The following is a 13,852-nucleotide window of genomic DNA, read 5'->3' as shown; positions in this document are numbered from 1 at the left end:
CCGTGCACACGGGCGCGCGGTCCGGGACGCAGGGAGAACGGCCGCCGCGCCGCCGTCAGGCGAAGCCGGTGACGCCCCCGGGGCCGCCCTCCGCGGGCCCGTCCCCGTTCTCCTCGTCGTCCTCGTCCTCGTCGTCGCGGTCGATCAGCACCGGGGAGCCGTGGCGCGCCCACACCTTCCACGCGCCGTCCCCGGCGCGCCGGAAGATGTTCGTCGCCACCACGAGGCCGCCGACCAGCGGACCCGCCGAGCCGTCCTCCTCGGCCGGGCCGCCGCTGAGGATGTTCTCCGTGCAGGTGACGAGCGCCGTGTCACCGAGGACGGACACCTCGACGTCCGTCAGGAAGAACTGGATGTACTCGGTGTTGGCCATGATCAGCGCGTAGGAGCGCATGACGTCCTGCCGCCCGGTGATCACCGGCCACCCCGGGTGCACCACGCTGACGTCCTCGGTCAGCCACTGCGCGGACAGCGCGTCGAGGTCGCCGCGTTCGAGGGCGTCGTACAGCGCGGTGTTCGCCGCGGCGACCGCCTCGACGTCCGTCCCCGCCCCGCTCACGAGCCACCGCCCCCCGCGCCGGCGTCCGTGCCGCCGACCGCGGCCCCGTCGTCGCCCCTGCCGTCCGCGCCGCCGACCGCGCGGACGACCCGCACGGCGTCCGCGTTCGCCCGCACCTCGTGCACGCGCACCGCCCACGCGCCCGCGCCCGCCGCCAGCGCGGTCACCGCGGCCGTCGCGGCGTCCCTGGCCCTGGCCGGCGGGGGCGCGGCGCCCGGCGGGACGAGGGCCCGGCCGAGGAACCGCTTGCGCGAGGCCGCGACCAGCAGCGGGAGGCCGAGTTCCGCGCGCAGCCGCGCGGTCGCCGCGACGAGCGCGAGGTCGTGCGCGGCCTGCTTCGCGAAGCCGAGCCCTGGGTCGGCGATCAGCCGCTCGGCCGGGATGCCCCCGGCCACCGCGTGCTCGACGCTCTCGCGCAGCTCGGCCAGGACCTCGCCCACGACGTCCGCGTACACGGCCCGCTCGTTCATGTCGACGCTCTGGCCGCGCCAGTGCATCACGACGAACGGCACGCCCGCCTCCGCGACCGAGGGCACCATGCCGGGATCGGCCCGGCCGCCGCTCACGTCGTTGACCACGCGGGCACCGGCCGCGACCGCGGCTCTGGCCACCGAGGCGCGCATCGTGTCCACGCTGACCACGGCCCCCTCCGCGGCCAGCGCGCGCACCACGGGGACGACCCGGCGCAACTCCTCGGCCTCGTCGACGCGGGAGGCGCCCGGCCGGGTCGACTCGCCGCCGACGTCGATCAGGTCGGCGCCCTCGGCCACCAGGGCCAGGCCCCGTTTGATCGCGGCCTCGGTGTCGAACCAGCGCCCGCCGTCGGAGAACGAGTCCGGTGTGACATTGACCACCCCCATGACCGCGCAGCGGTCCCAGCGGGGCAAGCCGGACACGTGGCCGTGCGAGTAGCTCATGCCCCCAGGGTAGGCCCCGGCCGGGGGCCCGGAGCCCCGGCGGACGGCCGGGACGGGCGCACGTGCGGGTGGGGCTGACCCAAGGGGGGAGGGGTCGCAGGTAGATTCGAATGCCTTCAGTCTTTTTGGTTGGCCTCAGCCGGCGGGCCACCGACCGATCGGAGTGATCGCAGTGGACCGCATCACCCTGCGCGGACTGCGCGCCGAGGGCTTTCACGGCGTCCTGCCGCGGGAACGTGCGGAAGGACAACTGTTCGTCGTCGATGTGGTGCTCGGGCTCGACACCCGCCCGGCGGCGGCCTCGGACGACCTCGCGCTGACGGTGGACTACGGCGCGGTCGCGGCCGAGGTCACCGCCGTCGTCGCGGGCCCGCCGTGCGACCTGCTGGAAACGCTGGCGCAGCGCATCGCCGACCAGTGCCTCGCCCACGACGCCGTGCGCGAGGCGGAGGTGACGGTGCACAAGCCGCAGGCACCGATCACCGTTCCCTTCGACGACGTGACCCTCACCATCAAGCGGAGCCGAGCATGATCCCCAGCAACGCCGCTTCCTCCCCCGACCCGACCGTGCAGCCGGTGCCCGCCTCGGTGGTGCAGCAGGTGGACGCCGCGGACTCGACCCTGCACAACCCGCAGCGCGCCGTCCTCTCCCTCGGCAGCAACCTGGGCAACCGCCTCGACACCCTCCAGGGCGCGCTCGACGCGCTCGCCGACACCCCGGGACTGCGGGTCAAGGCCGTCTCGCCGGTCTACGAGACCGAGCCGTGGGGCGTCGACCCCGGCAGCCAGCCCACCTACTTCAACGCCGTGGTCATCATCAAGACCACGCTGCCGCCCGCCTCCCTGTGGGAACGCGCCCAGGCCATCGAAGAAGCGTTCGAACGCGTACGGGACAGCCGCTGGGGGCCGCGTACCCTCGATGTCGACATCGTCGCGTACCAGGGAGTCGTCTCCGACGACCCGGCGCTCACCCTCCCGCACCCGCGGGCCCACGAGCGGGCGTTCGTCCTGGTGCCGTGGCACGATGTCGAGCCCGACGCCGAGGTGCCGGGCCGCGGCGCGGTGGCGGACCTGCTGCCGGCCCTGGGCGACCAGGGCGTCTCGCTCCGGACCGACGCCGCGCTCGTGCTCCCTGACTGACGCGCTCGGGGGCGGCGCGGCCGGCCGTGCCGCCCCCGGGTGACCGCCACGGCGGGGGCACGTTCCGGCACGGTGACGACCTGATGGCACGACGGCACGACGAGGGGCGCGAACAGCGGTGAACCAACTGCGGATCGGGACACTGGCCGGGCTCTTCGCCGCCGCACTCGGACTGAGCTGGGCCGGCGTCGGCCTGTGGGAGTCGTTCGGCAACACACCGCCCGCGGTCCCGCTGCTCTCCCCCGTCATCCTGACCCTGATCGCCGCCGCGCTGCTGGCGACGGCGCTGTCCCTGCGGTCGCGGCTGCGCGCGCAGCGCGAACGGCGCCCGGGGGCGCGGCCGGTGGACCGGATGATGGCGGCGCGCGCGGTCGTGTTCGGCCAGGCGAGCGCGCTGGTCTCCGCGCTGGTCGCGGGCTGCTACGGCGGCCTCGGGCTGTTCCTGCTGATGGAGCGCTTCGACGTGCCGAACCGCCGCGACCAGGCGCTCTACGCGGGACTCGCCGTGCTCGCCGGCGTCGCGGTGATCGCGGCGGCCCTCTTCCTCGAACGCGTCTGCCGCCTGCCCGACGGCGAGGGCGGGGCCGGCGAGGGCGAAGGACCCGTGCGCTCGCCCGTGTGACCCGCGGCGCCGGGGCCCGCCGCGCGGGGACCGGGCGGCCCGGTCAGTCGGCCGCGACCCGCGGCGCCTCGGCCGTGTCGAACGCGACCTCGGCGCGCGGCACGTCCAGCGCGTCCGCGTCGATGGACCGGCGCAGCGCCTCGTGCAGGCTGCCCGGGGTGAGCACGCCGAGGAAGCGGTCCTCCTCGTCGAGCACGGCGATCCAGCCGGCGTCGTACTGGAGCATCATGCTGAACGCCTTCTTCAACGACGCGCCCAGCGGCAGCCACGCCTCCATGCGCCGCGCGTGGCGCGCGACCCGGCCCGCGTCCTCGCCGCTCCGCGCCTCGTGGGCCGGCACCCAGCCGTGCAGCCGCTCGTTCTCGTCGAGCACGACCGCCCAGCGCGCGCCGTCGGCCCGCATCCGCGCCGCGGCGCGTTCCATCGGGTCGGCCAGGTGCACCACGGGCGGCTGTTCGAGGTCGCCCTTCTCCACCGGCGTCACCGACAGCCGCTTCAGCCCGCGGTCGCTGCCCACGAACGACGCGACGTAGTCGTTCGCCGGGGCGCCGAGCACGGCCGCCGGCGAGTCGAACTGCTCCACGCGGCCCTGGCCGTAGACCGCGATGCGGTCACCGAGCCTGACCGCCTCCTCGATGTCGTGCGTCACGAAGAGGACCGTCTTGCGCATCTCGGCCTGGAGCCGCAGGAACTCGTTCTGGAGGCGCTCGCGCACCACCGGGTCCACGGCCCCGAACGGCTCGTCCATCAGCAGCACCGGCGGGTCGGCCGCCAGCGCCCTGGCCACGCCCACCCGCTGCCGCTGCCCGCCGGAGAGCTGGTCGGGGTAGCGGTCGCCGTACACGGCCGGGTCGAGGCCGACCAGGTCAAGCAGCTCCGCCGCGCGCTGCCTCGCCTTGGGCCGCCGCCACCCGAGCAGGTGCGGCACGGTCGCGGTGTTGTCCAGAACGGTCCGGTGCGGGAAGAGGCCCACCTGCTGGATCACGTAGCCGATGCGCCGGCGCAGGCGGACCGGGTCGTACTCGGCCACGTCGCGCCCGTCGAACAGGATGCGCCCGGCCGTCGGCTCCTCCAGGCGGTTGACCATGCGCATGGTGGTCGTCTTGCCGCAGCCCGAGGGACCGACCAGCGTGACCAGCTCCCCCTCGGCCACGTCCAGGTTCAGGTCGTCGACGGCGACCGTGCCGTCCGCGTAGCGTTTGGACACCTGCTCGAACCGCAACATGTTCATCATTCTGTCAGCTTCAGCGTCTAGGGTGGTGGAACATGAGTGCGATGGCCGCCGAAAGCTGCCTGACGAGAAACGAGTGGATCTGCGGCGAGTACGTCAGCAGCCGCTCGGACGAGCTCGGTGACGCCCTCGTCGAACACGTCCTGATCACCGCGGGAGCCGTCGGCCTCGCCGTGCTCGCCGCGTTCCCGCTCGCCCTGGTCGCGCGCCGCTGGCGGCTGGCCGCGGGCCCGGTCCTCAGCCTGACCACCATCCTCTACACGGTCCCCTCGCTCGCCATGTACGCGCTGCTGCTGCCGGTGTTCGGCATCTCCGCGTCCGTGGTCGTCTGCGGCCTGGTCCTCTACTCGCTGACCGTGCTCGTGCGCAACATGCTCACCGGCCTCGCGTCCGTTCCCGACGAGGCGAGGGAGGCGGCCAGGGGCCTGGGCTACGGCCGCGTGCGGCTGCTGTTCGCGGTCGAGCTGCCGCTGTCGCTGCCCGCCCTCATGGCGGGCGTGCGCATCGCCACGGTCTCGGCGGTCTCCCTGACCACCGTCGGCGCGATCGTCGGCCACGGCGGCCTCGGCAACCTCATCTACTCCGGCATGGACAGCTACTTCAAGGCGCAGGTGCTGACCGCGTCCGTGCTGTGCGTCCTGCTCGCCGTCACCGCCGACCTGCTGCTGCTCGGCGCGCAACGGCTGCTCACCCCCTGGACGCGGCACCGCGCGCCCCGCCGCGCACCGCGCCGCGACACCGCGCTCGACCTGGCCGACGGCCCGGCGGACGGCCCGGCGGACAACCTGGCGGACAACGTTGCGAAAGGGGTCTGACCATGGACGTGATCCCCGACGCCTGGACCTGGCTGACCACGGGCGAGCACTGGTCGGGCGAGTCCGGCGTATGGCAGCGCCTGGGCGAACACCTGTACCTCTCCGGCCTCTGCCTCGCCCTGGCCTGCGCCATCGCCCTGCCGCTCGCCCTGTGGCTCGGCCACGGCGGCGGACGCGGGTTCGGCGGCGCGCTCGCCATCAACATCTCCAACGCCGGCCGCGCGATCCCCACGTTCGCCGTGCTCGTGCTGCTCACCCTCGGCCCGCTCGGCCGCCACGGCGACCTGCCGACCATCGTCGCGCTCGTCCTGTTCGCGGTGCCGCCGCTGCTCACCAACGCCTACATCGGCATCGCGGAGGCCGACCGCGACGTCGTCCAGGCCGCGCGCGGCATGGGCATGTCCCGCGCGCAGCTGCTCGCCCGGGTCGAGCTGCCGCTCGCGTTCCCGCTGCTCATGACCGGCGTGCGCACCGCGGCCGTGCAGGTCGTGGCCACCGCGACCCTCGCCGCGCTCGCCGCGGGCGGCGGGCTCGGCCGCATCATCACCGCGGGCTTCGCCACCTACGACACCGCCCAGGTCGTCGCGGGCGCCACGCTGGTCGCCGTGCTCGCCCTCACTGTCGAGGGCGTGCTCGCCCTCGCCCAGCGGCTGCTCGACCCCGCCCGCGGGCGGAACCGGGCCCGCCGCCGCGCCCCGGCCGCCGCGCCCGCGGCCCCCCGCACTCCTGCCGCACCGGAACCCGTCGAACGGAGCACCCCGTGACCGCCACCCCCGCCCGCCGCAGGCGCGCCCTGCTGACCGCGAGCGCCGCCACCGCCCTCGCCCTGTCCCTGACCGCCTGCGGCGGCGGGGACACCCTGGAGGAGGAGGGGGGCGACGGCGGCACCGAGGAGAGCGCGGGCTCCCTCACCGTCGGCGGCGCCAACTTCACCGAGGCCACGATCATGACGGAGCTGTACGCGCAGGTCCTTGAGGAGGCCGGCTACTCCACCACGATCACCACCACCGAGGGGCGCGAGCTGTACGCGCCCGAGCTGGAGAGCGGCGCGATCGACGTCGTTCCCGAGTACGCGGCCACCATGACGGAGTACTACAACGCCCAGGAGAACGGGCCCGACGCCGAGCCCGTCGCCTCATCCGACGTGAACGCCACCGTCGCGGCGCTGCGCGAGCTCGCCGAGCCCCGCGGCCTGACCGTGCTGGACGCCGGCGAGGCCGTCGACCAGAACGCGTTCGCGGTCAGCGAGGAGTACGCCGCCGAGCACGGCCTGGAAACGCTCTCCGACCTGGGCGAGGCCGGCCTTCCTGTGCGCGTGGCGGCCGGCGAGGACTGCCCGTCGCGCCCGTTCTGCCAGCCGGGCCTCGAAGAGACCTACGGCATCGACATCACGGCCGTCGACCCGCTCGGCGTCGGCACCGTGCAGGCCAAGCAGGCCGTGCAGAACGGCGACGACCAGCTCGTGCTCGTCACCACCACGGACGCCACCCTGGAGGACTTCGGCCTCGTGATCCTGGAGGACGACCGGAACCTCCAGCTCGCGGACAACCTGCTGCCCGTCCTGAACACGGAGACCGCGAGCGACGAGAACGTCGCCGCCGCGCTCGACGAGCTGACCGCGGTGCTCACGACCGACGACCTGATCGAGCTGAACCGGCAGGTCGACGCCGAACGCCGCAAGGCCGACGAGGTCGCCCGCGACTACCTCGTCGAGCGGGGACTCGTCGGAAGCTGAACACCAGACGACCCGCGCATAACGGCAGCGGCACAACCCCCCGGTCACTCTCCCGCGCGCACACGGCGTCACGGTAGGTTTCGCCCATGGCACGTGGACGTCACCGCTCCTCAGCACTGCACAAGGTGCTGGTTCCGGCCGGACTCGGCACGCTCGCGCTGGCGTGCGCGGCGGGTTCCTGGCTGTTCGGGGACGGCGACGCGATAGCGCTCAGGAGCCTCGTCGCGGTGACCGCCGCCGCCGCCCTGGTCGCCGCGGCGCTGCTGCGGCGCTGGGACCTCGCGGCCGGGCGGCAGGTCGCGAGGGAACGTGCCGCCAAGGCCGGTCTCGCGTGGCAGGTCGAGGAGCGGCAGGCCGAGCTGGAGGAGGCGCAGGAGCAGATCGCCGCCTTCGAGGAGAAGGCCCGCGCCAAACGGGCCGAGCTGGCCAGGCTGCGTTCCGAGCACGCCGCGCTGCTGCGCCGGTACGCCACGGCCGAGAGCGAGCGCGCCAAGGCGCTCGAAGGCCGCAGGCAGCTCGCCATCGAGGCGGCGGCGCCCGCCAGGGAGCTGGCCACCGGGGCCGCCGACCACAGGACGGCGGGCGGCGCGCCGACCCCGCTCACGTACCGGCAGGCGCACGAGGCGCTCGGTGCGCTGGCGCGCAGCGCCGCGCGCCAGCGCGAGACGCTGGATGCGCAGGAGGCGCGCGGGGCCCGAGTGGCGCAGAAGGCCAGGGAGGCGCAGGAGAAGCAGGCGCAGGAGAAGGGCGCGCGCGGGCGGAGCCCGCAGCCACCGGCCGCGCCGCCGCGCCCGCGCCCGTCCGGCGGCTTCGACTTCTTCGGCACCGGAAACGGCACCGGTACCGGAAGCGGCACCGCCGGGCGCGGCGAGGGCCGGCGGCCCGCGGTCCCGGAACAGCCGGCCGGCGGCTCGGGCGACCGGACCTGAGGCGCGCGCTACCGCGCGAGGATGAGGCTCATCGCCTCGGCCCGGGTCGCCGCGTCCCGCAGCTGCCCCCGCACGGCCGAGGTCGTGGTCTTCGCGCCGGGCTTGCGCACCCCGCGCATGGTCATGCACATGTGCTCGCACTCGATGACGACGATCACCCCGCGCGGCTCAAGAATCCGCATCAGCGCGTCCGCGATCTGCGTGGTCAGCCGCTCCTGCACCTGCGGGCGGCGGGCGAACACGTCGACGAGCCTGGCCAGCTTGGACAGACCGGTGATCTTGCCGTTGCTCGACGGGATGTAGCCGACGTGCGCGTAGCCCACGAACGGCACCAGGTGGTGCTCGCAGGACGACAGCACCTCGATGTCCTTGACCAGCACCATCTCGTCGTGCCCCAGGTCGAACGTCGTGGTCAGGACGTCCTCGGGGCGCTGCCACAGACCGGCGAAGATCTCCCGGTAGGCGCGCGCCACCCGGGCCGGGGTGTCCCGCAGCCCCTCCCGGTCCGGGTCCTCCCCGACCGCGATGAGCAGCTCGCGTATCGCGTTCTCGGCACGCTTCTCGTCGAACTCCCCGATGGGGCTGTCTCCGGACCCATCCCCGGGCGCCGGCGTCAACGCGTCGGTCATGTGCTCCTCATTCCCTCTCGCCGGCCGCGGCGTCCCGCCGTGAACATGCACCGCGCCCCTCACCGTGCAACGTGAGGGGCGCGGGAGACATTCCGGTCACTCGTCGCCGCGGGGCTCGTCCACGGACTCAAGGGGCGGCTTGCCCTTTTCCAGGCTCCCGTTCGCCAGGTTGATCCCCTTGGTGGGGAACGTCACCGGCGGCCGGGTGGAGGGGGTGCGGCGGGCGGAACCGGTCCACGCCGGCCGCGCCGGACGCTTGATCACCGGCTGGAAGATCTCCGCCAGCTCCTCCTTGTTCAGCGTTTCCCGCTCAAGGAGCGCGAGGACGAGGTTGTCGAGGACGTCGCGGTTCTCCACCAGGATCTCCCAGGCTTCGTTGTGCGCCGTCTCGATCAGCTTCTTGACCTCCTCGTCCACCAGCCCGGCGACCTCTTCCGAGTAGTCGCGCTGGTGGCCCATGTCCTTGCCGAGGAACGGCTCGGAGTTGTCGGTGCCGAACTTGATGGCGCCCAGCCGCTCCGTCATGCCGTACTGCGTGACCATCGCCCTGGCGGTGGACGTCGCCTTGTCGATGTCGTCGCCCGCGCCCGTGGTCGGGTCGTGGAAGACCAGCTCCTCGGCCGCGCGCCCGCCCATCATGTACGCCAGGCGGTCGAGCATCTCGTTGCGCGTGGTGGAGTACTTGTCCTCCTCGGGCAGCACCATGGTGTAGCCGAGGGCACGGCCGCGGGAGAGGATCGTCACCTTGTGCACGGGGTCGCTGTTCGGCGACGCCGCCGCCACCAGGGCGTGCCCGCCCTCGTGGTACGCGGTGATCATCTTCTCCTTCTGGCTCATGATCCGGGTGCGCTTCTGCGGTCCCGCCACGACGCGGTCGATCGCCTCGTCGAGGAACTTGTTGTCGATGAGCTTGGCGTTGCTCCTGGCGGCCAGGAGCGCGGCCTCGTTCAGCACGTTGTTCAGGTCGGCGCCCGTGAAACCGGGCGTGCGGCGCGCGACCGCGCCCAGGTCCACGTCCGGGGCGACCGGCTTGCCGCGCTGGTGCACCTTGAGGATTTCGAGGCGGCCCTGCATGTCCGGCCGGTCGACGGCGATCTGCCGGTCGAAGCGGCCGGGACGCAGCAGCGCCGGGTCGAGGATGTCGGGCCGGTTGGTCGCGGCGATCAGGATCACGCCGCCCTTGACGTCGAAGCCGTCCATCTCGACCAGCAGCTGGTTGAGCGTCTGCTCCCGCTCGTCGTGCCCGCCGCCCATACCGGCGCCGCGGTGCCGGCCGACCGCGTCGATCTCGTCGACGAAGACGATGGCCGGCGCGTTGGCCTTGGCCTGCTCGAACAGGTCGCGCACCCGGGAGGCGCCGACGCCGACGAACATCTCGACGAAGTCGGAACCGGAGATCGAGTAGAACGGCACCCCCGCCTCGCCCGCGACGGCGCGCGCGAGCAGCGTCTTGCCGGTGCCGGGCGGGCCGTAGAGCAGGACGCCCTTCGGGATCTTCGCGCCGACGGCCTGGAACTTCGCGGGCTCCTGGAGGAACTCCTTGATCTCGTGCAGCTCCTCGACCGCCTCGTCGGAGCCGGCGACGTCCGCGAACGTCGTCTTCGGGGTGTCCTTGGTGATGAGCTTGGCCTTGGACTTGCCGAAGTTCATGACGCGGGAGCCGCCGCCCTGCATCTGGTTCATCAGGAACAGGAAGACGATGATGATCAGCAGGAACGGCAGGATGGACAGCAGCATGCCGACGAACGGGTTCTGCGACTTCGGGGAGACCGTGTACCCGTCGGGGATCTGCTCGTCCTGGAACTTGGACTGGAGCATCTGCGCGATGTCCCAGCCCTGCTCGTCGATGTAGTTGGCCTGGACCTTGTTGGTGTCCTCGATCTCCTGACCGTCCTTGAGCTCGACCCGAATGGTCTGCTCATCACCGGTCGTGAGCTCGGCGGACCGGACCTGGTTCTGGCTGATCGCCTGGACGACCTCGCCGGTGTCGACCGTCTTGTAGCCCTCGGACGAGCTGAACACCTGCATCAGCAGAATCACGGCGAGGACGGCCAGCACGATCCACATCACTGGCCCACGGAAATAGCGCTTCACGTCTATCCATACGGGGCGGCGCGGCCCCGTCCCTCCTGCCACGTAGAGGCACAGCCCCCGGATGGGATCCGCTGTGCGCGCGGTGTCGGCCGTAGTGCGCCCGGCCTGTATCAGCTGACCTACGGCGACGGTACCCCAGCAGTGCCGCCCCGCGCTGCCGGGCGTCGGGCAACCGCCGCTCTGCCCGACTCAACGGTAGGGCATCGCGGGGTGTTCCCGGCTACCCGTTGTAGACGTGCGGGGCGAGCGTGCCGACGAAGGGGAGGTTGCGGTAGCGCTCGGCGTAGTCGAGCCCGTAGCCCACGACGAACTCACTCGGAATGTCGAAGCCGACCCACGCCACGTCGATGTCGACCTTCGCCGCCTCGGGCTTGCGCAGCAGGGTGCACACGCGCAGCGAGGCGGGCTCGCGGGAGCCCAGGTTGGACAGCAGCCAGGAGAGCGTGAGCCCGGAGTCGATGATGTCCTCGACGATCAGCACGTGGCGGCCCTGGATGTCGGTGTCCAGGTCCTTGAGGATGCGCACGACGCCCGAGGACTGGGTGCCGGCCCCGTAGGACGACACCGCCATCCAGTCCATGGTCACCGGGGTGGACAGGGCACGCGCGAGGTCGGCCATCACCATCACGGCGCCCTTGAGCACACCGACGAGCAGCACGTCCTTGCCCGCGTACTCCGCGTCGATCGCGGCGGCAAGCTCCGCGAGCCTGGCGTCGATCTGTTCCTTGGTGATGAGCACCGACTCCAGGTCGGCCCCCAGATCCTTCTCGTGCACCCGTGCCCACTGCTCTCTACTGGTTCGCCTGCTGGAGCACCAGTCTGCCACCCTGCCTCCTGGCCTCGACGCGGCCGGGCAGGTTCAGCGGGCGCTGGCCGCGCCAGGCGGTGATGAGGCGGTCGGTCTCCTCGATGTGGCGGGCGAACAGCGAGCCGGCCGGGGCGCCCGCGGCGATGGCCGCCCGGCGCAGCACCCGGCGGCGCACGGCGGGGGGCAGGTCGTGCAGCGCCGCGATCTCCAGCGTGCCGTCGGGGCGGGTCGCGGCGCGCTGGGCCTGCGTGGCCCACGCGTCCAGGGCGTCGGCGTCGTCGCGGGACAGCTGCGCGGTGCGGGCCAGGGCCTCGACCACGCCGCGGCCCAGCGCCTTCTCCAGGACGGGAAGGGCCTCGTGGCGCACGCGGGAGCGGGTGAAGGAGGGGTCGGCGTTGTGCGGGTCGTCCCACACCGGCAGGGCCTGGACCAGGCACGCCTTGCGCGTGGTCTGGCGGTCGACGGCGAGGAACGGGCGCCGGTACCTGCGGTCCGTGCCGCACGCGCCCGACAGGCCGCCGGAGACGGCCGCCATGCCGGAGAGCGAACGCGTGCCCGAGCCGCGGGCCAGACCGAGCAGTACGGTTTCCGCCTGGTCGTCGCGGGTATGGCCGAGGAGCACGGCCTGGGCGCGGTGCCGTTCCGCCGCGGCGTCGAGCGCGGCGTACCGGGCGGAGCGGGCGGCGGCCTCGGGGCCGCCGGCGCGGCCCACGCGGACGGTGACCGCCTCGACGGGGGCGAGCCCGAGCGCGGCGAGCCGTTCCGCGACCTCGTGGGCCCTGAGGTCGGAGCCGGCCTGGAGGCCGTGGTCGACCGTGACGCCGCCGGCCCGGACGCCGAGGCGCGGGGCCTCGAAGGCGAGCGCGGAGGCGAGTGCCATGGAGTCCGCGCCGCCCGAGCAGGCGACGAGGACGAGGGGGGGCTGCTCGGCGGGGGCGGCCGGGGCGGCGGCGCGGGGGGCACCGGCGAGCACATCGGCGAGGACGTCCTGGAGAGCGCGGCGGACCGCCAGGCGTATCGCGGCGACCGCGGGGTGGGGACCCATGTCCGAATCACTTCTTTCTGGCAGATCGAGCCCGGGAGCACTGTCACGCAGCGTAGGTAAATGGTGACAGAGAACGTCTGTTACCCGAGCATCGCACGCCAGGCATGAGGCGACGGTCCCTCATACGAGTGATTCTGGGTCGGTTCTGCAACCTACGACGCGGTCGGCTTCACGCGCGCGACCCACTGTTCCGGGCGGGCGATCTCCTCCTTGCCCGGCAGGGTGTTCGGTGACGTCCACACCTTGTTGAAGCCCGTCATGCCGGCCTGTTCGACCACCTGCCGGACGAAACGCTCTCCGTCCCGGTACTGGCGCAGCTTGGCGTCCATGCCGAGCAGGCGGCGCAGCGCCCGGTCGAGCCGCCCCGCGCCGGTCTGCCTGCGGCGCGTGAACTTCTCCCTGATCTCGGCGACCGAGGGGACCACGGCCGGCCCCACCCCGTCCATGACGTAGTCCGCGTGCCCTTCGAGCAGCGACATCACGGCCGTGAGCCGGTCGAGGATCTCGCGCTGCCTGGGGGTCTGCACCAGGTCGACGATGCCGAGCCCGCCGTCGTTCTCGCGCGCGCCCGCCTCGTCCTGGCCGCGTCCCGCCAGGCTCTGGGCGGCCTGCCGCAGCCGTTCGAGCAGCGTGGCCGGGTCCACGTCGGCCTCGGTGAGGAACGCCTGGATCTCGCTCTCCAGGTGGTCGCGCAGCCAGGGCACGGCCGTGAACTGGGTGCGGTGCGTCTCCTCGTGCAGCGCGACCCACAGCCTGAAGTCGTGGGGGTGCACGTCGAGTTCGCGTTCGACGTGCACGATGTTCGGCGCGACGAGCAGCAGCCGCCCGGCGCCCGCCTGCCCCTCGCCGCCGCCCGCGGGCAGCTCGGGCCCCGCCGGTGCGAACGTCTCGTACTGGCCGAGGACACGCGAGGACAGGAACGACAGCAGCATGCCGACCTCGACGCCCGTCACCTTGCTGCCGACCGCCGTCAGCGCGGCGCCGCCCGGGACGCCCTCGCGCCGCTCCCGCATCCGGGACACCAGGGGCCGCAGCACGGCGCGGAAGCCGGCCACGTTGGCCCGCACCCAGCCCATGCGGTCGACGACGAGCACGGGGGTGTCCACGGCGCCCGAGCCGAGCCCGGTGAACTCGCGCACGTGGGCCTCGGACGCCACCGCGTGGCGGCGCAGCTCCGCGACGATCGCGCGGGCCTCGTCGCGGCTCACCTCCGGGCCCGGCCGGGTGATGCGGGCCGCCGTTGACACCGCGAGGTTCCAGTCGACCAGGTCCGTTCCGCCGAGGCTCGTCATGCTGTCAACGGTACGGTGCCCGGCGCGAAAGCGGAT

15 protein-coding genes are annotated in these 13,852 nt (G+C 73.2%); 7 read left to right on the top strand and 8 right to left on the bottom strand.

The window, feature by feature from the left end:
- Nucleotides 1-55: 55 nt before the first annotated feature.
- Together LC193_RS16915 and folP are read right to left on the bottom strand one after the other, a co-directional pair.
- Nucleotides 56-559, bottom strand: a complete 504-nt coding sequence (locus tag LC193_RS16915; RefSeq protein ID WP_226075163.1) for a nuclear transport factor 2 family protein — start codon at nucleotides 557-559, stop codon at nucleotides 56-58.
- A complete protein-coding gene (folP, locus tag LC193_RS16910; protein ID WP_226075161.1) occupies nucleotides 556-1,476 on the bottom strand; it encodes a dihydropteroate synthase in 921 nt (306 codons plus the stop codon). The genes LC193_RS16915 and folP overlap by 4 nt, the downstream gene beginning before the upstream one ends.
- Before the next feature lie 172 nt (nucleotides 1,477-1,648).
- Here folP and folB point away from each other — a divergent pair, with 172 nt between their 5' ends.
- The 3 genes from folB to LC193_RS16895 all read left to right on the top strand — a co-directional run bounded on the left by folB (nucleotide 1,649) and on the right by LC193_RS16895 (nucleotide 3,238).
- Nucleotides 1,649-2,008, top strand: a complete 360-nt coding sequence (gene folB / locus LC193_RS16905) for a dihydroneopterin aldolase (protein ID WP_086159232.1) — start codon at nucleotides 1,649-1,651, stop codon at nucleotides 2,006-2,008.
- Nucleotides 2,005-2,616 carry a 2-amino-4-hydroxy-6-hydroxymethyldihydropteridine diphosphokinase gene (folK, locus tag LC193_RS16900; protein WP_226075160.1) on the top strand — a complete coding sequence of 204 codons (612 nt, stop codon included), beginning with the start codon at nucleotides 2,005-2,007 and terminating at the stop codon, nucleotides 2,614-2,616. The genes folB and folK overlap by 4 nt, the downstream gene beginning before the upstream one ends.
- A gap of 118 nt (nucleotides 2,617-2,734) precedes the next feature.
- Entirely contained in the window at nucleotides 2,735-3,238 is a 504-nt protein-coding gene (locus tag LC193_RS16895) for a DUF3180 domain-containing protein (protein WP_226075159.1), read from the top strand.
- 43 nt (nucleotides 3,239-3,281) lie between these two features.
- Here LC193_RS16895 and LC193_RS16890 read toward each other — a convergent pair whose 3' ends face one another.
- Entirely contained in the window at nucleotides 3,282-4,463 is a 1,182-nt protein-coding gene (locus LC193_RS16890) for an ABC transporter ATP-binding protein (RefSeq protein ID WP_226075158.1), read from the bottom strand.
- A gap of 50 nt (nucleotides 4,464-4,513) precedes the next feature.
- Here LC193_RS16890 and LC193_RS16885 point away from each other — a divergent pair, with 50 nt between their 5' ends.
- From LC193_RS16885 to LC193_RS16870, 4 genes are all read left to right on the top strand, one after another.
- Nucleotides 4,514-5,284 (top strand): ABC transporter permease, encoded by a 771-nt coding sequence (locus LC193_RS16885; RefSeq protein ID WP_226078676.1) that lies wholly within the window; start codon nucleotides 4,514-4,516, stop codon nucleotides 5,282-5,284.
- Between the two features lie 2 nt (nucleotides 5,285-5,286).
- The gene (locus LC193_RS16880; RefSeq protein WP_226075157.1) at nucleotides 5,287-6,048 is read left to right on the top strand and encodes an ABC transporter permease; all 762 of its coding nucleotides are present in this window, start codon (nucleotides 5,287-5,289) and stop codon (nucleotides 6,046-6,048) included.
- Nucleotides 6,045-7,019: an ABC transporter substrate-binding protein gene (locus LC193_RS16875; protein ID WP_226075156.1), complete on the top strand. Its 975-nt coding sequence runs from the start codon at nucleotides 6,045-6,047 to the stop codon at nucleotides 7,017-7,019. The genes LC193_RS16880 and LC193_RS16875 overlap by 4 nt, the downstream gene beginning before the upstream one ends.
- 86 nt (nucleotides 7,020-7,105) lie before the next feature.
- Complete coding sequence (locus LC193_RS16870; RefSeq protein ID WP_226075154.1) at nucleotides 7,106-7,948, top strand: hypothetical protein; 843 nt, start codon at nucleotides 7,106-7,108, stop codon at nucleotides 7,946-7,948.
- Between the two features lie 8 nt (nucleotides 7,949-7,956).
- Here LC193_RS16870 and folE read toward each other — a convergent pair whose 3' ends face one another.
- The 5 genes from folE to LC193_RS16845 form a co-directional block, all read right to left on the bottom strand.
- Nucleotides 7,957-8,577 (bottom strand): GTP cyclohydrolase I FolE, encoded by a 621-nt coding sequence (gene folE / locus LC193_RS16865; protein ID WP_226075153.1) that lies wholly within the window; start codon nucleotides 8,575-8,577, stop codon nucleotides 7,957-7,959.
- Between the two features lie 96 nt (nucleotides 8,578-8,673).
- Entirely contained in the window at nucleotides 8,674-10,677 is a 2,004-nt protein-coding gene (gene ftsH / locus LC193_RS16860) for an ATP-dependent zinc metalloprotease FtsH (RefSeq protein ID WP_226078675.1), read from the bottom strand.
- A gap of 214 nt (nucleotides 10,678-10,891) precedes the next feature.
- Nucleotides 10,892-11,446 (bottom strand): hypoxanthine phosphoribosyltransferase, encoded by a 555-nt coding sequence (gene hpt, locus LC193_RS16855; protein ID WP_086159240.1) that lies wholly within the window; start codon nucleotides 11,444-11,446, stop codon nucleotides 10,892-10,894.
- A 16-nt stretch (nucleotides 11,447-11,462) separates the two neighbouring features.
- Nucleotides 11,463-12,524, bottom strand: a complete 1,062-nt coding sequence (tilS, locus tag LC193_RS16850; RefSeq protein WP_226075152.1) for a tRNA lysidine(34) synthetase TilS — start codon at nucleotides 12,522-12,524, stop codon at nucleotides 11,463-11,465.
- Nucleotides 12,525-12,676: 152 nt separating this feature from the next.
- A complete protein-coding gene (locus LC193_RS16845; RefSeq protein ID WP_226075151.1) occupies nucleotides 12,677-13,816 on the bottom strand; it encodes a zinc-dependent metalloprotease in 1,140 nt (379 codons plus the stop codon).
- Nucleotides 13,817-13,852 lie beyond the last annotated feature (36 nt).

Source organism: Streptomyces marincola, from assembly GCF_020410765.1.
GTDB classification, from domain to species: domain Bacteria; phylum Actinomycetota; class Actinomycetes; order Streptomycetales; family Streptomycetaceae; genus Streptomyces; species Streptomyces marincola.
This window is presented reverse-complemented; position numbering and strand designations above follow the sequence as displayed.

Coding starts and splice junctions, on each gene's coding strand:
- LC193_RS16885 (WP_226078676.1), top strand. CDS start 4,514: ATGGCCGCCGAAAGCTGCCTGACGAGAAACGAGTGGATCTGCGGCGAG.
- LC193_RS16845 (WP_226075151.1), bottom strand. CDS start 13,816: ATGACGAGCCTCGGCGGAACGGACCTGGTCGACTGGAACCTCGCGGTG.
- folK (WP_226075160.1), top strand. CDS start 2,005: ATGATCCCCAGCAACGCCGCTTCCTCCCCCGACCCGACCGTGCAGCCG.
- LC193_RS16870 (WP_226075154.1), top strand. CDS start 7,106: ATGGCACGTGGACGTCACCGCTCCTCAGCACTGCACAAGGTGCTGGTT.
- folE (WP_226075153.1), bottom strand. CDS start 8,577: ATGACCGACGCGTTGACGCCGGCGCCCGGGGATGGGTCCGGAGACAGC.
- folP (WP_226075161.1), bottom strand. CDS start 1,476: ATGAGCTACTCGCACGGCCACGTGTCCGGCTTGCCCCGCTGGGACCGC.
- LC193_RS16880 (WP_226075157.1), top strand. CDS start 5,287: ATGGACGTGATCCCCGACGCCTGGACCTGGCTGACCACGGGCGAGCAC.
- tilS (WP_226075152.1), bottom strand. CDS start 12,524: ATGGGTCCCCACCCCGCGGTCGCCGCGATACGCCTGGCGGTCCGCCGC.
- LC193_RS16890 (WP_226075158.1), bottom strand. CDS start 4,463: ATGTTGCGGTTCGAGCAGGTGTCCAAACGCTACGCGGACGGCACGGTC.